Raw genomic sequence first — 17,623 nt, forward strand, 5'->3', positions numbered from 1 at the left:
CGTCTAGGAGGCTCCTGGCCTCGGCCGGGCATCGCCCGTGCTGCGCCGCAGCGTCTGCGTGTCCGCCGTCAGCCGGCGGCTGCGATGAACGCCAGCATGTAGGCGCGCGTCATCCCGTCGTCGATCGCCGAGTCGGGCAGCGCGAGCGCGATGGACCAGGCTGCCGACTGCTGCTTGGGGCCTGCGAGCGCGGAGTACATCGTGATCAGGTCGGTGAACTGGTCCGCCGTGCCGGTGGGCATGGCCTCGGTGATGGAGGAGAGCACGCGGCTCGTCTCGGTCTCATCGGTCGGCGCGAGGATCTCCGCCTGGGTGGGGGCGAGCGGGATCAGCTGGATGCCGAGCATCGCTGCGGGGTCGGGTGAGAACCAGGTGGCCCAGTCGCGCTTGCCGCCCCATTGGATGCCGACGACCTGGTGCAGGTACTCCGGGGCGAACGACGTGTCGGGCCGGACGTAGAGCGCGATCGCGGAGTGTGCCTCGGCGGACAGCATCCAGGTGGCGCGCTCGGCCGCTCCTGCGTCGCCGCGCAGCTCGGCCCATGCGGCGACGGCCGTCCATGCGAGCACCGCCTCGGAGCTCGACTCCTGGTTGTTGCCGTCGGCGAACGGGGAGATCCCGGAGGCCCACGAGTGTCCGGCCCACGGATCGAACGGCCGCAGGGCGGGCACCTGGTCGGTGCCGGTGGATGCGATGTCGGCGACGAGCGCGTCCACGACGGGTGCGACGTCGTCCTCCTCGAGCAGCCCCGTCTCCACGGCGATGGCCGCGGCGTAGATCAGGTAGCCGTAGTGGAAGTGGTGGTCGTTGAACTCCTGCGAGTCGAACGACGGTTCGAGGCCCACGACCCCGCCCCAGTTCTCGTCGTAGACGAAGCAACGGCTCGACCGCAGCTCGCAGCCGTCGGCCTGGGTCCATTGGGTGAGCGCGGCGGAGAGCCGCTGGCCGATGCGAGCGGCCGAGTCCTCGTCGCCGAGCGCATCGGCGATCGCGTACGCCTGTGCGTCGCGGTAGAGGGCCTTGGAGCCGAAGTAGGTGTCCGACGGGTAGTCGGCGACGTCGGCGTCGGCGAGCGCTGCGGTGACCGCCTCCTGCTCCTCGGCGGAGAGGTTCGAGACGTCGAGAGTGAGCTCTGGGCGGATGGTGTCCACGTGCCAGGTGAGGTCGTTGCCGACGCACGCGACGGTCGGGCCGTCGATCGTGGCGAAGGTGCCCGCGTCGCACGTGCCTTCGGTGACGGTCCCGTCGACTGCGGCGGAGGGGACGACGACGGTGGGGCCGCCGTCGAGCGTCTCGTATGTGAGCGTCGTGCTGGTGTTGTCCTCGCCGACCGCCCACTGCGGGGTCACCGCGACGACCGGGGAGGACATGAGTGCGGCGTACTCGCTCGGGTCGGCGCCGGCCGGCACGGGGAAGGCCTGCAACCAGCCGCCGTCGCGAAGCGTCACGTCGGCTCCGTCCACCTCGGCGTCGGCCGTGCTGACCGCGTAGGTGGTGCCGGCGAGGTCCACGATGCCGACGCCGTCCTCGCCCCACGTGGGCGCTGCCGAGAGCGACAGCGTCACGTCGGCAGTCGCGACGAAGCCGATCGCCGGCCAGCCCTGGGCGACGGTCGCGGTCGCGAGCCTCGCGTCGTCCTCTGCCCCCGGGTCGGAGAACGCGAGCGTGGTGTAGGCGGGCTCGTTGACGAGGGCCTTCGGGCGTGAGTCGGCGCCTTCCACCGTGACCGTGAGGAAGTCGGCGGTCTGCGCGGCGATCAGGGCATCCGACGCCGCGATGGTGGGCAGCGCGACCCCGAGCGAACCTGCGTCGACCTGCACGGCGACGGGCGTCGCGAAGGACTTGGCGGGAAGGTCGGCATAGACGAGGCCTGAGTACCACCGGTTGGTGGGAGCAAGCACGCCGTCGGCGACGCCCTCCATCGACGGGGGCTCAGCGATCGCCTCCACGGGCAGGGTCTGGGCCAGGGTCGACGCGGCGGCGTCCACGACGCCCACCTCCCCGTCGGCGGTGGGAGCCATCGTCTCGGCCATGGGGCTCCCGTCTGGCTCGGCGTCGCCGGTGCACCCGGCGAGCACCACGAGGGCCGAGGCGAGCCCGGCCGCGGTCAGGAGACGAAGGGGCTGCGCACGCGTCACAGACCGATCCTATGGGCGAACTCGGCGAGCATGTCGGACACCCCGGCGAGCGGCCCGTCGTCCCTCAGGTACAGGGTCGCCTCCACGGGTGTGCCAGGCTCGATGAGCCCGGAGCCGTCGCCCCAGACGAGGTCGTCGGACTCCACGCGGATCGTGACGAGCGCGTCGCCGTCGACCGTCTCCACATCCAGCCTGTCCACCACGCCGGTGAGCATGCTGCGGTCCGGCAGCACGAAGTCGACGGTCGCGCCGTCCTCGATGCGCCCGAAGTCGGCGGGGGAGAGTCGGAACTGGGCCTCGACGAACAAGGTGTCCCTCTCGTCGATCTCGGCGACCACGTCGCCCGCCTGCACGTACGACCCGACCTGCATGCCAAGGTCCGCCACGTTCCCGTCGACGGCGGCGTACATCGTGTACCGACCACCGGCACCGACGCCCTGCTCGCCCACGTCGACGAGGCCTTCAGCAACCATGAGCTGGAGCTGCTCGGACTCGAGGGTCGCGAGCGGATCGCCTGCGGACACCTCCTCGTCCTCCTCCACATACGAGGTGGTGACGAGGCCGCCGTGCTCGGCTCCGACGGCGATCGTCGCCGACTCGATCGCCGCGGACTCGGAGTCGACCCGCAGCTCTCTCTGGTTGAACACGAGCGTGCCGGCGGCCACGATCGCGAGCACGAGGATCAGTCCGAACAGGAACTTCATGCGGCTTGCCCAGGTCATCGCGCGACCCCCGTCCTGGTCTCGGTGCTGGTGTCAGTGCGGAACACGTCGGAGCCTCGTCTTCCCTCGCGGGCCGAGCGGGCGGCGACGAATGCCGCCGCCGTCGCGTTGGCCGAGGCGCGTGCGGCGAGCGAGGCGTGGTCGACGTCGTCGGCATCCTGGACACCCACTACCGGGTCCTCGTCGACGGCGGTGAGGGTCTCGGTCCGGTTCGCCGCCCTCGCCGCGCCCGGGCGGTCCGGCAGGGGGGCGCTCGACTCGCCACGGTCCAGCGCGGTCATCGAGGGCTCCCACGGGGTCGCGTCGGTCGCGGTGGCGGCGACCTGCACGAGCTCGGGCTCGGGCGAGAGGTCAGGAGCGGTGGCGCGCGCCCGTCGCGTCGGGGCTGCATGGGCGGGGCCCGTGCTCCTTGCGGCGCGCCGCTCAGCTCGCCGCACCGCACGCAGAGCCTTGTCCTCACGGGCGGCGGCGAGCATGAAGGCGCCGAGCACGACAGTGTTGATGAGGTTCCAGCCGGTGGCGAGCGAGGGGATGCCGTGGATCCAGTCGCGCCAGATCGCGAGCACCGAGGTGAGACCCAGGAACACGAAGAACAGCATCTGCGGCACCATGAAGTTGAACGGCGAACGGGTCTGCACCGCGCCGGTGGCGGACCAGCCGACGTCCTTGCCGCGCAGCACGTTGAACAGGGCTTTCGTGTAGATGGGGAACGACACCGTCGCGAGGGTCAGCGTCTCCCAGCGGAAGGTGCCGAGCGTGAACCACATCAGGATGATCTGCATCACGTAGAAGCCGCCGTAGAACAGCAGCCACTGGCCCGCGGAGATGTCGAGCGACATGGGTCGCAGATCCAGGTACACCTCGAGGGGCGGCACGAGCAGCAGCAGTAGCGGGGCGATGCCGGTGAGGTAGAAGGTCGCGGTCACGAAGTACTGGAGCCGCTGGTCGATCGTGAGGCGGCTGCGCCGCGACCACAGCGGATGGGTGAAGAGGATCTCGAAGCCGCCCGTCGCCCAACGCAGCTGCTGCTTCGAGTACGCCTCGACCGACTCGGGAGCGTCGCCGACGGCGAGCACCTCAGGCAGGAAGACCGAGCGCCAGCCGTTCTCGTGCATCATCAGCGAGGTCCACACGTCCTCAGACTTCGAGTCGGTGTAGATGCCTCCCACATCGATCACAGCGGCGCGGCGGAAGACGACGTTGGTGCCCACGCAGAACGCGGCGTTGAAGCGGTTCCTGCCCGGCTGCACGAAGCGGTAGAACATCGTCTGGAGGTAGGTGGCGCCCTTGGCGATGGTGCTGGTCGTCTCGTTGCCGTAGCTCTGCGGGGTCTGCACGAAGGCGAGCTTGTCGTCCACGAAGAAGGGCAGCGTGCGCTCGAGCATCTCCTCGTCCGGCGCGAAGTCCGCGTCGAGGACGAGGAAGTACTCGCCCTTGGCGATCGACAGCGCGTGGTTGATGTTGCCTGCTTTGGCGCCGCCCGAGCTGAGCCGCCTCACGTACCGTGCGCCTCGCGCGGCCACGGCGTCTCGAAGCTCGTCGCTGTCGCCGTCGTCCAGCACCCAGGTGCGATGGCGGCCGCGCATCCGCAGCGCCGCGTCGAGCGTGCGCGTGATGGTCTCGACGGGCTCGCCGTACGCCGTGATGAACACCTCGACCGTGACGGAGCGACCGTGGAGCATCAGGGGCCAGTCGGTCGGGTCGTCGCCGGTCGTGTGGGCGTACAGGCGCTCGCGGGCGTGATGGACCGCGAACGTGCGCGGATCCTCCTTGGCCGCGAGGATCGTCCACATCGACACGATCGCGTGGAAGGCGAGGATCGACTCGGCGGCGATCACGAGCGAGTACGGCAGCAGGTCGCCGCGGTTCGCGGGGTTCAGCAGGAAGATGCTGTACGCGAGGATTCCGAGGGTCGCGATCAGCACCAGCAGCGTCATCACGGGTGAGCGCTCGGCGGGCTCGGTGCGGCGAGTCGGGGTGTCCTTCGCGGTGGCGCTCGGAAGCTGGACGAGAGTCATGGCTGGGCTCCGGGTGCGTGGAGGCACGCGCACGCCTCCGGCGTGCACGCGTCGACGGGTGCGGTGGGTGCGGGGGACTGGTCGCGGATGCGACGGCGCCATTGCCTTGAGGGGAGCATGCGAGGGGGACTCGCTCTCCCGCGGGACTCGGGCCTGTGGGCCCTTCACTCCACTGTCTGCGGAACCATCCGGCGTGGCCGGGGAGGCCGCGTCGATGTGTCCCAGCATGGCGCGCACGCCGGCCTTTGTCTAGTTCGTCACACTTTGCGCACGGCCGCGGCGGCATCCGGTCCGCCGCGGCCTCGCCTGTTCTCAGATGTGGATGCCGCACTCCGTCTTGTCGGTCCCTGCCCAGCGCCCAGAACGAGGGTCCTCGCCCGGGGCGACCCGCTTGGTGCAGGGGCCGCAACCGATGCTCGGGTAGCCCTGGTCGAGCAGGGGGTTGCGGGGGAGGCGGTGGCCGATCTGATAGCCCTCGACGCGCGCGTCGTCCCACAGCGCGATGGGGTTGACCTTCACCAGCCCGTGCTTCTTGTCCCACGACACGACGGGCAGGTCCGCGCGTGCGGCGCTCTCGGAGCGGCGTGCACCGGTCGCCCAGGCGCGGTAGCCCTTGAGGGTGCGCGTGAGCGGCTCGACCTTGCGCAGTGCGCAGCACAGGTTCGGATCCCGGTCGTGAAGCTTCGGGCCGTGCTCGGCGTCCTGCTCCTCGACCGTCTGGCGCGGGGTCGCGTTGACAACCGTGATCGGCAGGCGTCGGGCCGCGTCGTCACGCGTGGCGAGCGTCTCGGGGAAGTGGTAGCCGGTGTCGAGGAACACGACGTCGATCCCTTCGAGCCGCGAGCCGAACAGGTGCGCCACGACGGTGTCCTGCATGGACGACGCGACGGCCAGGTCCTTGCCGAACGTCGCGACCGCCCAGTCCACGATGTGCTGCGCCGACGCGTGCTCGAGGCGGGCGTTCACCTCGGCGCACGTCTGCTCGTTCCACTCCGACGGGTTGAGCAGCGTCAGCGCCGTGACGTCGAACAGTCCTGGCACGACGGCCGACTGTGGCGCCTGCCCGGCCGGCTGAGGTGCCTGCGCGGCCGGCGCGGTGTCCGTGGCAGCGACGCTCGCTGGGCCGCTGTGCGTGCCGCCGCTCATCGGATCAGCTCCTCGTCGATCCTGAAGGCCCAGTCCGCGAAGGCTTCGCCCTGCTCGCGGGTCTCCAGGTAGTTGCGGGTGACGCGGTCCACGTAGGCGGGCATGCCGTCGGCCGTGACCTTGTGGCCGCGGATCTTGCGACCGAAGTCGTTGTCCTCGCCGCGGCCGAGCCTGCCGCCCAGGTGGACCTGGAAGCCGGGCACCTGGCCGCCGGACTCCTCGTCGTGGACCAGCTGGCCCTTGAAGCCGATGTCGGCGACCTGGATGCGGGCGCACGAGTTGGGGCAGCCGTTCACATGGACGGAGATGGGTGCGTCGAGGTCGGGGAACTTCTCGTCGAGGACCTTGACCACCTCGCGTGCGGTGGCCTTGGTCTCCACGATGGCGAGCTTGCAGTACTCGATGCCGGTGCAGGCCATGACGTTGCGGTGGAACTCGCCGGGCTGCGCCTCGAGCTCGAGGGCGCGCAGGCCGTTGACGACGTCGCTCACCTTCTCCTGGGGCACATCCAGGATGAGCAGCTTCTGGAGCGGGGTGAGGCGGATGCGGTCGGAGCCGGCGGCCTCGGCGATGTCCGCGATCGCCTCGAGCTTGGCGCCGGAGATGCGTCCGGCGACGGGGGCGGCGCCGATGTACCAGCGGCCGTCCTTCTGCTCGTGGATGCCGACGTGGTCGCCGCGGTCACCGGGGGACGCCTCGACGGGCGCGGGGCCGTCGGGAAGCTCCCAGCCCAGGTAGTCGTCCTGGAGGACCTGACGGAACTTCTCGGCACCCCAGGCCTTGACGAGGAACTTGAGGCGCGCGCGGGTGCGCAGGCGGCGGTAGCCGTGGTCGCGGAAGATGCCGATCACGCCGGCCCACACCTCGGCGACCTTGTCGGGCTCGACGAAGGCGCCCAGGCGCTGACCCAGGTGAGGGTTGATCGACAGGCCGCCGCCCACCCACAGGTCGTAGCCGAGCCCCAGCTCGGGGTGCTCGACTGCGACGAAGGCGATGTCCTGCACCTCGTGCACGATGTCGGGCACTCGGGTGCCGGAGATCGCGGACTTGAACTTGCGGGGCAGGTTGGAGAACTCGGGGCTGCCGATGCCGCGCTCGATGATCGCCTGGATCTGCGGCGTAGGGTCGAGCAGCTCGTCCTTGGCGACGCCCGCGACGGGGGAGCCGAGGATGACACGGGGGCTGTCGCCGCACGCCTCCGTGGTGAACAGGCCGACGGCCTCGATGCGGCGGAAGATCTCGGGGACGTCCTCGATGCGGATCCAGTGGAGCTGGATGTTCTGCCGGTCCGAGATGTCGGCGGTGTCGCGGCCGAACTCCTGGGAGATGCGGGCGATCTCGCGTGCCTGGGCGACCGAGAGCTGGCCGCCGTCGGAGCGGACGCGGAGCATGAAGTACTCGTCGTCGAGCTGATGCGGCTCGAGCAGGGCGGTGCGGCCGCCGTCGATCCCGGGCTTGCGCTGCGTGTAGAGGCCCCACCAGCGGAACCGGCCGCGCAGGTCGCTGGGCGGGATGGACCAGAAGCCCCAGCGGGCGTACATCGTCTCGATGCGGTGGCGCACCTCGAGCGGGTCGGAGGCGGCCTTGAACTCCTCGTTGGGATTCAGGGGGGTGCGGTCGCCGGAGGCCCACTGGCCGTCCTTCGCGGCGGTGCCCCTGCGGGCGGCGGCGTCGCGCGTGCGGATGAGGCGGGCCTCCTCACGCTGGCGCTGGCGCGCGTCGGCGTCGGTGGCCGAGGCGGCGGGCTTGCCGCTGGTTGACGTGGCGCTCGCGCCGGCGTCGCTCGGGGCGGTGCGCGCGGTGGCGTCAGCCGGGCTGGGCGCGCTGGCGTCACCCGCAGGGGAGGCGGGGGGAGGGGTGGTGGTGTCCGGGTTCACCGTGGCTCCTGGGTCTTGGCGGGAGCTCGGCTTTCGCGGGCGTACGGAGAGGTTGCGCCCGGTTCAGCCGAGCGCCCTGGGTACGGGTGGGGTGTATCCGAGGGCGACTCAGGCCGAGGGACACATGACGCAGCACATCATCGCGCGCATGGTGCGCAGCGAGGGGAGTGCCGAGTTCGTCATGCGGAGAGTGTGACACATCAACTAACGCCTGGCTACCCTCGTACCAGGGGTTATCCCTGTGGGGGTATCGGTACCAGGAGAGTTGCGGCGATGCCGTGAGGTATCCAACGTTCGTGGCACGCCTCTGCGGCTACTCGTGCGCCCTGGTGGCGTGAGCCGTCCTGATTGGTCGCGTGCCACTGCGCCTACGCGGCGACGTCGATGCGTGTGCGTCCTCCGAGGGTGGGTGTGTGGGTGGGGTCGACGTGTGGGGGTGGGGTGATCCAGATCTGTGCGTCTTGTGCGTGGATGTTCCAGCCGTGTTGGTGGATGTCGTGGTGGCATCTGACGCAGAGCATGACTCCGTTGGCGAGGTCGGTGCGGCCTGAGTCTCGTTGCCACCATTGGATGTGGTGGGCGTCGCACCAGTCCGGTGGGGCGTGGCATTTGGCGCAGCCGGCGTCTCTTTCGATGAGGGCGAGTCGTTGTGCCCGGGTGAAGAGTCTGCGGGTGCGTCCCCAGTCGAGGATCTCGCTGTCTCCTCCCAGGATGGCGGGGATGATCTCGGCGTCGGCGGCGAGCTGTCGGGCTGCCGAGATGGAGATGGGGGTGTGGGTGCCGTCGATCTCGGCGACGCCGTCGCCGGCTTGCAGGTCTTCGAGTGACAGTCGCACGACGACGGTGGTCTTGACTCCCGCATGCGAGTCTTCGCAGCCGGTGGCGTGGCGGGCGAGCCATGCCAGTGCGTCGGCGCGCAGCTGCGCGGCGGAAGGCGCGGTGTTCGCGGGCGTGGATGCGGTGGCTCCTGCGTGCACGGCTGCAGGGTTGGCTGCCTCGCCGGTGGTGCCATTCGTGCCGTCGCCGTCATTGCCGCGGTCGCGATCGTTGGCGGTCTCCTTGGCTGCGTCGCGGCGTGCTTGGAAGGCTTGGCGGACGTAGCCGTCGATCATGGCGCGCACGGGGGCGGCGGAGACCGGGTCGAGTCGTGCGGTCAGCAGCATCGATCCGTCGGGCTGGGGGCGCATGGTCGCGAAGCGTTCGTGGAAGGCCCGCTCTTCACGCTCCTTGAGCGCTTGGGGTGTGATGCGTGCCTCGGCGAAGGACACCATCCGTCGCACCTGGAGCAGCGGCAGGCCGATCGCCTTGGCCACGACGCGGCTTTCCCAGTCGGCCACAGCGGGAGCGTCGAGCACGTCGGCGACGCGTTCGAGCGCGCCTGCCAGGACTGCGCCTGCCTCGACCGACAGCCTCCCGCCCGACAGGGCTGCGGCAAGCACGGGGAAGACGGGTGCGGTAGCGCTGGTGGTGGTCTCGTGGGGCGAGTCAGCGTCGTCTCCGCCTGGGCTGTTCAGGCCGACACGATTCCCGCCGGCGTCGGCCAGCTGCGCGCGTGCCGCGTCGGCCATGACCTTGCCCACCCGTGCAAGCCGGCCCGCCTCACCCGTGGTCCCGCCAGACACGGACGCGACCAACGCCTGCGGCGACTGGAACCCCTCCCGCCGCGACAAGCCCACCGCACCCGGCGCCGGCTCCGAACGGCGCGTCACCTCCGCCGCGAGCCGAGCAGTCACGACGTCCCACTCACGCTTGACCTCGAACACCTCACGCTGCAGAGCCAACAGCTCGCCGCGCGGCATCGACTCCACCCCGGCGACGAGAGCACGCACCGCCGCCATCGCGGCCCGCACCTCACCCGTCGTCGTCATGACACCAGTCAACCAGCAGGGTCTGACAAATAGGGCAAAAGGGATGAGGCGGTGGAGGTGGCACGGGGCCGGGGTCGTGCGCGGCCGAGGGGCGGCGAGGGATGAGCATGGCAGGGGGCTGGGGTCACCCGAGGCCGAGACGCGGCGAGGCCGAAGCGGCCGGTGGGCGAAACGCCGCAAAGCTGAAACGCCCCAAGGCCGAAATGGCCCGCAGGCGACGCGCCAGCCCGACTACGCCGCAGTCGTGCAGGCCACCTCGCGGGCATGGAACTCGAGGATCTGGTCGACAGTCCCGGGGTTGCGCGTCTCGATCGCGATCTCGCGCGTGCCGAGCCGTACGCCGCCCTCCACGAAGTTGTGCGAGCCGGTGATGGCCACGCGCTCGCCGTTGTCCTTGAAGAACACCATCGCCTTCGCGTGCAGGTAGCGGTCCTGCGCGTAGAGCGAGCGGTTGCGCGTCCACAGCATCGAGGAGGCGATGAGCGCACGGTTGACGGGGCTCGCGTTGCGTGGCGGGTTGAACCACAGCTCGTGGGGGCGTTCCCCGATCAGACGGCCGAGCTCGCCCGTGGGGCAGTACTGCGACATCAGGAGGATGTGGTCCGCGCCCCGTGCGTGCTCCAACGCGCGTCGGTAGATTATCGAATCACCCGGGACACCGCCGTCGATGAGGACACGGTCGGGGCCGTACTGCAGCTCGACCGAGTCGTGGCCCCGCTCGTGCAGGTTCATGTGCTGAATCTGGTGGTACTCGGTCTCGAGGTCGTCGGCCAGCCGAGCGTCGTCGAAGCGCAGCATGAAGTCGGCGTTCTCCACGCCCTTGCGGTCGAGGTTGACGCCGCCGAAGGCGTACGCGGAGTCGTCGACCACGCAGAACTTGGTGTGCGTGCGGCCGCGCCACGGGAGGCCCTTCTCACGACCCAGCCAGGAGAAGTCCACTCCCTCCCGGATGAGCTTGGTGGCGAGCCGGTTCGAGGTGCGCCACGACGCGGTGCGGTAGCCGGTGGGGAGGAAGGTGCCTGCGGCGTCGGCGTAGGTGAAGACGTCGGCAGCCACGGAGACTCGCACGCCGCGTCGGGCGGCCCAGACGAGCGCATCCAGCAGGTCGTCGGTGCGGTGATCGTCAGCGATCGTGAGGGTGGTCAGCAGCACCCGGTGCTTCGCGTCGTGGACGCGGCGGGTGGCGTCGGCGACGTAGTCGACGCCGGGAAGGAGGTGTGCCGGCGCGAGAGGCCCGCGGCGATCGTGGGGGGACTCGTCGCGTGCGGGGGCAGCTGCACTGGACATGGTTCTACGCTTTCTCGACTGCCTCCCATTCTACGGAGGGGCGGCTCCGCTGGCCCGCTCGGGTGATGCGAATCACTCCTGGCGTGGGCCGACGTGGGGGGGTGGTCTAAGAACGGCCGACGGAGGCTTGCTGCTCCCGCATGGCGCTTGCCCGGCTCGGGCGTCGGCCTGGCTACTGCTCTCGAGGCAGCACATCCCCGCGCACGTGCCGCGCGTGGAAGTCGAGGATCTGGTCGATCGTCCCAGCGTCCCGCGTCTCGAGCGCGATCTCGCGCGTGCCCAGCTTCACCCCGCCTGCCACGAAGTTGTGGGAGCCGGTGATGGCGATGCGCGCACCGGACGCGCGGAAGAACACCATCGCCTTGGCGTGCAGGTAGCGCCTCTGCGTGTAGCGCGTGCGGTAGCCGGTCCACAGCATCGAGGAGGCGATGAGCATCCGGTTGGCGGCGCCGGCGTTGCGCGGTGGGTTGAACCACAGCTCGTGGCTGCGCTCCCGCACCGTCCGGCCCAGCTCGCCAGTGGGGCAGTACTGGGAGATCAGCAGGACCCTCTCCGCCCGCCGCGCATGCTCGAGGGCCCGCCGATAGATGATCGAGTCGCCGGGGATGCCGCCGTCGACCAGCACCCGGTCCGCCCCGTAACGGAACTCGAGAGACCTGTGCCCACGTTCCGAGAGGTTCATCCGCTGGATGCGTCCGTACACACCTTCGAGGTCGTCGGCCAGGCGTGGGTCGTCGATGCGCAGCATGAAGTCGGTGTTCTCCACGCCCTGCTGGTCCAGGTTCACGCCGCCGAACGCGTACGCCACGTCGTCGACCACGCAGAACTTCGTGTGCGTCCTGCCGCGCCAGATCAGCCCCTTCTCCCGTCCGAGCCATGAGAACGCGACGCCTTCACGGGCGAGCTTCGAGGCGAGCCGGCTCGATGCCCTCCATCGGGCGTTCCTGTATCCGGTGGGGAGGAAGGTGCCTGCGGCGTCGGCGTAGGTGAAGACGTCCGCGGCGACGGAGACTCGGACACCGCGGCGAGAGGCCCACACGAGCGCGTCGATCAGCTCGTCGGTGCGATGGTCGTCGGCGATCGTCAGCGTCGTCAGCAGCACCCGCGTCTTCGCCGCATGGATCTGGTGGGTCGCGTCGGCGATGTAGTCCTCGGAGGCGAGCAGCGTGGGGCGCGCTAGAGGCCCGCGTCGGCCGTCTGAGGAGGTGGCGCGGGGACGGGGCGGGGCGGTGGCCACAGGATGAGGCTCGCATGACGTCGGACCGGTTCACCCGGATGCGGCCTGACCTTCACCGAAGGTTCACCGGCATAGACTCGAAGGACGGCATAGCCCCCGCGAAGAGATGCCGTGCCAGCCATGAAGGGCTTCCGCGATGGATGGATCGCGCCCCGCGTCGGGCACCTATGACGTCCAGGCGATGCTGCACGGGTTGGACCGTGTGCTCGCGGAGAAGGACGGCCCCTCGGCGGTGCCCTACCTTGACGACGCGCTCGCCGAGGCACGCGCGCTCGGGGACGAGGGGGCGGCGCTCACGATCCTCAACGAGATCATGGGTCTGCACCGGTCTCTTGGCAGCCACGAGAGGTCGCTGCAGGCGGCCGACGACGCCCTCGCCCTGGTCTCCAGGCTCGGGGCCGACGGCACCGACGCCCACGCGACGACGCTGATCAACGCCGCTACCGCGCGCCGCGCCGCAGGTGATCTCGACGCCGCGCGTGACACCTACGCGAAGGCGCTCGCGATCTCCCACCGCACGATGCCGCCGGGCGACCGCCGCCTCGCCGCGCTGCACAACAACCTGTCCATGCTCCACAGCGAGGCCGGCGATCCGTCCGCCGCGCACGACGAGCTGGTGAAGGCGCTCGCGATCATCGAGCAGGCGTCGGTGGACCCCGGTCGGGACATCGACGTCGCGGGGACGCTGACCAACCTGTCGCTCGTCTGTCACGACCTGGGCCGCACCGACGAGGCGGAGGCGTACGCCCGCCGGTCGCTCGCGATCTTCAAGGCGGGCGGCCACGATGACGAGCCGCACCTGGCCGCCGCGCTCGCGGGCCTCGCCGAGGTGTGCTTCCGCACCGGTCGCCACGCCGACGCCGTCGACCTGTACCGGCGGGCGCTCGCGATCATCGACGTGCACTACGGCGCGCAGAGCGACCAGCACGCCGTCACGGCCGAGAACCTCGCGGAGGCGGAGAAGGCTGCGGCCGCCGAGCCTGGTCCGCGGCTCGAGCGTGACGACACCCCCACCGAGGCGCTGCCCGCCCCCGCGCGCACGGCTCCCGCCATGTCCGGTCTGGCCTTGGCTCGCGCGTACTGGGAGGAGCACGGCCGTCCGATGCTCGACCGCTACCCGGAGCATCGCGGCCGCATCGCCGCCGGACTCGTGGGCCACGGCTCGGAGTGCTACGGCTTCGACGACGAGCTCTCGCGCGACCACGACTTCGGCCCCGGCTTCTGCCTCTGGCTCAACGAGGCGGACCACGCGGCGATCGGCCGTCAGCTCCAGGCCGACTACGAAGCCCTGCCTGACACGTTCCTCGGTCACGGGCCCCGCGTCACGACGACGCGCGCCAGGGGAGAGGGCCGGCGGACCGGCGTCTTCGAGATCGCCGACTTCTTCCAGGGCCTGACCGGGCTTCCGTCCGCGCCTCCTGCCGATCAGCCGCACCTGTGGGTCACGTTGGACGAGGCGACGCTCGCCGCCGCCACCAACGGCGAGGTGTTCGCCGACCCCTACGGTGCGTTCAGCTCGGTCCGTGGGGGCTTCCTCCGCATGCCGGACGACGCACGGCTCGCCCGCATCGGCCAGCGGCTGGGGATGATCGCGCAGGCGGGGCAGTACAACGTGCCGCGGATGCTCGCGCGCGGAGACGGCGAGGCCGCCTGGCTGGCGGTGTCCGAGTTCGTGAAGGCCGCCGCGTCGCTCGTGTTCCTGCTCAACAGGCCCACCGCCGTCGGCTATCTGCCCTACTACAAGTGGCAGAGCGCCGCGCTGCGCGAGCTCGCGAAGCGTCCGGTCTCGCGTCTTCCCGGCGTCTACTCGCAGCTGGCCGACGCGCAACGCCTCGCCTCGGCCGCCTGCTTCGGCGGTGCCGGGTTCGGGGAGGGCGGCGCAGGCGCCGGTCCCGCGCAGCGGGGTCTTCAGGCCGCGATCGACGATGTCTGCACCCAGGTGGTGACCGAGCTGCGCCTCCAACGCCTCAGCACCTCCGAGTCCACGTTCCTCGAGGCGCACCGCGACGAGGTGCGGGCCCGTATCGGCGACCCGTGGCTGAGGGCGCTGTGAGGAGGGACGCATGACCGAGACGAGGGAGGAGCGCGCGGCGAGGCTCGAGCGCGCTCGCGAGGTGGTCGCCCACGAGTGGGAGCAGTTCCAGCTGGTGCGCGGGGACGACGGCCGTGCCGCCTGCCAGGACAACCCTGCCGAGTTCGAGGTGCAGAGGCTCGGCCAGTTCATGACCTGGCCCATGCCGCTGCTCGACTCTTACAAGGCGGACCTCGAGGCGGCCGACGCGGCGGGACGCAACCTCCTCACCGAGAAGTACGCCCGGATGATGGAGCCGACGGAGCCGGAGCGGTACGCCAGGGAGCTGTCCCCCCATCTGCCGCCGCTGACCGCGGAGCGGGTTGCCGCGCAGGAGGAGATCGTCGCGGTACAGGTGGCCTGGGCGCGCGACTTCCACCGCCAGTACCCCGGCCTTGGCGCGGCGATGCGCGTCCTCACCACAGCTGAGGACACTCTCCAGTCGACGTCCTTCGAGACCTACCTGCGCGGCGAGCTCGGCACCTACTCCGACGCGACCCTCGCGCTCTACCGTCGCCTGATCGACGACACCGTCGCCGCAGGTCAGAACCTCACCTGGCGCACCCTCGCGTATACGAGCATCTTCGCCGGCTACCCCGACATCGACGCCGCAGAGGCAGCCCAAGGCCCCTGACCGTCGGCCGTGACGCCTGGGAGGAACGGCGCCGACGTGCGTCGTCCCGTTGCCCCGGGCGTCCGTGACCCGAGTCCTCACGCACTATCCCCCCGGGGGGATTCAGTCGTCAGACGAGGCATTTTCGCTACGCCGACATGCCTATACTCTGGTGGCATTGCGCCGGTGAACCACCCCCGGCCGAAGCCCTCCCCGATCGAAACGAGCACATCGTGACCGCCAACCGCCCCCTGCGCGTGGCCATCATCGGCGCCGGCCCCGCCGGCACCTACGCCGCGGACATCCTGAGCAAGACCGACCTCAACGTGTCGATCGACATCATCGAGCGGCTTCCCGCACCCTTCGGCCTGGTCCGCTACGGCGTCGCTCCCGATCACCCGCGCATCAAGCAGATCATCGTGGCGCTCGCGAACGTGCTCGGCCGCGGCGACATCCGCCTGCTCGCCAACGTGAACGTCGGCACCGACCTCACGCTCGACGACCTTCGCGAGCACTACGACGCCGTCATCTTCGCCACCGGCTCCTTCGAGGACGCCGACCTCGACATCCCCGGCATCGACCTCGAGGGCTCCTTCGGCGCTGCCGACTTCGTGTCCTGGTACGACGGCCACCCCGACGTGCCCCGCACGTGGCCGCTCGAGGCCAAGGAGGTCGCCGTGCTCGGAGTGGGCAACGTCGCGCTCGACGTGGCACGCATCCTCGCGAAGCACGTGCCGGACCTCATGTCCACCGAGATCCCCAAGAACGTGCAGGAGGGCCTCGAGGCCTCGCCGTGCACCGACGTGCACGTCTTCGGACGTCGCGGCCCCGCGCAGGTGAAGTTCAGCCCGCTCGAGCTGCGCGAGCTCGGTCAGGTCCCGAACGTCGATGTCATCGTCTACCCGGAGGACTACGACTTCGACGAGGCGTCCATGGAGGCCGCAGAGAACAACAAGCAGACCAAGCAGGTCGTCAAGACCCTCACGGACTGGACGCTGAAGGAGCCGAAGGGCTACGACCACCGCATCCACCTCCACCTGCTCCAGTCGCCGCACGAGATCCTGGGCGAGGACGGCAAGGTCGTGGGCATCCGCATGGAGCGCACCGAGCTCCAGGGCGATGGCAACGTCAAGGGCACCGGCGAGTTCATCGACTACCCCGTGCAGGCCGTCTACCGCGCCGTCGGCTACTGGGGCACCGAGATCGAGGGCGTGCCCTTCGACTCCGCCAAGGGCGTCATCCGCAACGAGGCCGGCCGCGTCATGGACGAGGCCGGCGCCCAGGTGCCCGGCTTCTACACGACCGGCTGGATCAAGCGCGGCCCCGTGGGTCTCATCGGCCACACCAAGTCCGACGCGCAGGAGACGATCGCGAACATCGTCGCCGACGCCGACGCGCTGTACGAGCAGTCGCAGGCGGGCGCCGAGCAGCTGAGCCCCGACAACGTCCTCACGCTCCTCAAGAACCGTGACGTGCCCGTGGTCCAGTGGCACGACTGGGAGCTTCTCGACGCGCACGAGCGTGAGCTCGGCGAGGCCGAGGGTCGCGAGCGCGTCAAGGTCGTCCCGCGCGACGAGATGACCGACATCGCGCTCGGCCGCGGCTGACACGACTCGCATCTGACCGGGGATCGGCCCGGGCGGGTGAGAGAATCTGCGCGTCAAGGGGAACCGTCGCGCAGCCATGCCCGTTCTCCTGAATGACAGATCGACATCGGGAGCAGAGGAACTGTGAGCACAGGTAAGCACTTCAACGGACTGAAGACCTTCGGGCTGTTCGTCGTGATGTGGGTGCTGCTGCTCCTCCTCGGCACCTTCATCGCGAACGGCGCCTATCTCTGGCTGTTCGCGGGGCTCGGCCTGTTCGGCACGTTCTACGGCTACTGGAACTCGGACAAGCTCGCGATCCGTGCGATGCATGCGCGCCCCGTCACCGAGGTGGAGCAGCCCGCGATGTACCGGATCGTGCGGGAGCTGAGCCGTGAGGCCAACCAGCCGATGCCGCGTCTCTACATCTCACCCACCGATGCGCCGAATGCCTTCGCGACCGGCCGCAACCCCCAGAACTCAGCGGTGTGCTGCACCACGGGCATCCTCCAGCTGCTCGACGAGCGCGAGCTGCGCGGCGTGCTGGGACATGAGCTCATGCACGTCTACAACAGGGACGTGCTGATCGGGTCGGTCGCCGCCGCCTTCGCCGGCATGATCACGGCGATCGCGCAGTGGATGTTCTTCCTCGGCGGTGGCTCGAACTCGCGCGACAACCCGCTTGGCATCGTCGGCATGCTCGCCATGATGTTCCTTGCTCCGATCGCCGCGACGCTGATCCGCATGGCGATCTCGCGCACGCGTGAGTACGACGCGGACCAGGATGGCGCGACCCTCACGGGTGACCCGCTGGCCCTCGCGTCGGCCCTGAAGAAGCTCGAGGGCGGGGTGCAGCGTCGGCCGCTGCCGCAGGACTCGAAGTTCGAGAACGTCAGCCACCTCTTCATCGCCAACCCCTTCTCGGGCGCGGGCATGGCGAAGCTCTTCTCGACCCACCCCCCGATGGATGAGCGGATCGCTCGTCTCGAGGACATGGCGCGCGACGGCGGCTACGGCATGCCCGGTGGGGACATGGGCGGCGGCTACCGCCTCAACTGAC

Annotated in this window: 12 protein-coding genes; 4 read left to right on the top strand and 8 right to left on the bottom strand. The window is 70.1% G+C overall.

Annotation, left to right across the window (positions count from 1 at the left end; all coding sequences use genetic code 11):
• Nucleotides 1–68 precede the first annotated feature (68 nt).
• The 8 genes from QQX04_RS00275 to QQX04_RS00310 form a co-directional block, all read right to left on the bottom strand.
• On the bottom strand, nt 69–2,138 hold the full coding sequence (locus QQX04_RS00275; RefSeq protein ID WP_301125039.1) for a glycosyl hydrolase: 2,070 nt from the start codon (nt 2,136–2,138) through the stop codon (nt 69–71).
• Nucleotides 2,135–2,860, bottom strand: coding sequence for an HlyD family secretion protein (locus tag QQX04_RS00280; RefSeq protein ID WP_301125041.1), 726 nt, complete (start codon nt 2,858–2,860; stop codon nt 2,135–2,137). The genes QQX04_RS00275 and QQX04_RS00280 overlap by 4 nt, the downstream gene beginning before the upstream one ends.
• Nucleotides 2,857–4,878, bottom strand: a complete 2,022-nt coding sequence (locus QQX04_RS00285) for a glycosyltransferase family 2 protein (RefSeq protein ID WP_301125043.1) — start codon at nt 4,876–4,878, stop codon at nt 2,857–2,859. Before QQX04_RS00285 ends, QQX04_RS00280 begins: the two co-directional genes overlap by 4 nt.
• A gap of 312 nt (nt 4,879–5,190) precedes the next feature.
• Nucleotides 5,191–6,024: a phosphoadenylyl-sulfate reductase gene (locus QQX04_RS00290; RefSeq protein ID WP_301125045.1), complete on the bottom strand. Its 834-nt coding sequence runs from the start codon at nt 6,022–6,024 to the stop codon at nt 5,191–5,193.
• Nucleotides 6,021–7,709, bottom strand: coding sequence for a nitrite/sulfite reductase (locus QQX04_RS00295; protein WP_436968451.1), 1,689 nt, complete (start codon nt 7,707–7,709; stop codon nt 6,021–6,023). Before QQX04_RS00295 ends, QQX04_RS00290 begins: the two co-directional genes overlap by 4 nt.
• Before the next feature lie 560 nt (nt 7,710–8,269).
• Nucleotides 8,270–9,769, bottom strand: a complete 1,500-nt coding sequence (locus QQX04_RS00300) for a DUF222 domain-containing protein (protein ID WP_301125049.1) — start codon at nt 9,767–9,769, stop codon at nt 8,270–8,272.
• Between the two features lie 231 nt (nt 9,770–10,000).
• On the bottom strand, nt 10,001–11,056 hold the full coding sequence (locus QQX04_RS00305; protein ID WP_301125051.1) for a phospholipase D-like domain-containing protein: 1,056 nt from the start codon (nt 11,054–11,056) through the stop codon (nt 10,001–10,003).
• Between the two features lie 172 nt (nt 11,057–11,228).
• Nucleotides 11,229–12,293 carry a phospholipase D-like domain-containing protein gene (locus QQX04_RS00310; RefSeq protein ID WP_301125053.1) on the bottom strand — a complete coding sequence of 355 codons (1,065 nt, stop codon included), beginning with the start codon at nt 12,291–12,293 and terminating at the stop codon, nt 11,229–11,231.
• Between the two features lie 136 nt (nt 12,294–12,429).
• Between QQX04_RS00310 and QQX04_RS00315 the strand changes: the two genes are divergently transcribed.
• The 4 genes from QQX04_RS00315 (at nt 12,430) to htpX (ending at nt 17,622) form a co-directional block, all read left to right on the top strand.
• Nucleotides 12,430–14,346 (top strand): tetratricopeptide repeat protein, encoded by a 1,917-nt coding sequence (locus QQX04_RS00315; RefSeq protein WP_301125055.1) that lies wholly within the window; start codon nt 12,430–12,432, stop codon nt 14,344–14,346.
• 10 nt (nt 14,347–14,356) lie between these two features.
• Nucleotides 14,357–14,998, top strand: coding sequence for a DUF4125 family protein (locus QQX04_RS00320; RefSeq protein ID WP_301125057.1), 642 nt, complete (start codon nt 14,357–14,359; stop codon nt 14,996–14,998).
• A 212-nt stretch (nt 14,999–15,210) separates the two neighbouring features.
• Nucleotides 15,211–16,584 carry an FAD-dependent oxidoreductase gene (locus QQX04_RS00325; RefSeq protein ID WP_301125058.1) on the top strand — a complete coding sequence of 458 codons (1,374 nt, stop codon included), beginning with the start codon at nt 15,211–15,213 and terminating at the stop codon, nt 16,582–16,584.
• Between the two features lie 123 nt (nt 16,585–16,707).
• Nucleotides 16,708–17,622: a zinc metalloprotease HtpX gene (gene htpX / locus QQX04_RS00330; protein ID WP_301125059.1), complete on the top strand. Its 915-nt coding sequence runs from the start codon at nt 16,708–16,710 to the stop codon at nt 17,620–17,622.
• Nucleotide 17,623: the final 1 nt, after the last annotated feature.

The sequence above is a fragment of the Demequina zhanjiangensis genome, assembly GCF_030418315.1.
Classification (GTDB): domain Bacteria; phylum Actinomycetota; class Actinomycetes; order Actinomycetales; family Demequinaceae; genus Demequina; species Demequina zhanjiangensis.

Coding starts and splice junctions, on each gene's coding strand:
- QQX04_RS00300 (WP_301125049.1), bottom strand. CDS start 9,769: ATGACGACGACGGGTGAGGTGCGGGCCGCGATGGCGGCGGTGCGTGCT.
- QQX04_RS00320 (WP_301125057.1), top strand. CDS start 14,357: ATGACCGAGACGAGGGAGGAGCGCGCGGCGAGGCTCGAGCGCGCTCGC.
- QQX04_RS00315 (WP_301125055.1), top strand. CDS start 12,430: ATGGATGGATCGCGCCCCGCGTCGGGCACCTATGACGTCCAGGCGATG.
- QQX04_RS00285 (WP_301125043.1), bottom strand. CDS start 4,878: ATGACTCTCGTCCAGCTTCCGAGCGCCACCGCGAAGGACACCCCGACT.
- QQX04_RS00290 (WP_301125045.1), bottom strand. CDS start 6,024: ATGAGCGGCGGCACGCACAGCGGCCCAGCGAGCGTCGCTGCCACGGAC.
- QQX04_RS00280 (WP_301125041.1), bottom strand. CDS start 2,860: ATGACCTGGGCAAGCCGCATGAAGTTCCTGTTCGGACTGATCCTCGTG.
- QQX04_RS00305 (WP_301125051.1), bottom strand. CDS start 11,056: ATGTCCAGTGCAGCTGCCCCCGCACGCGACGAGTCCCCCCACGATCGC.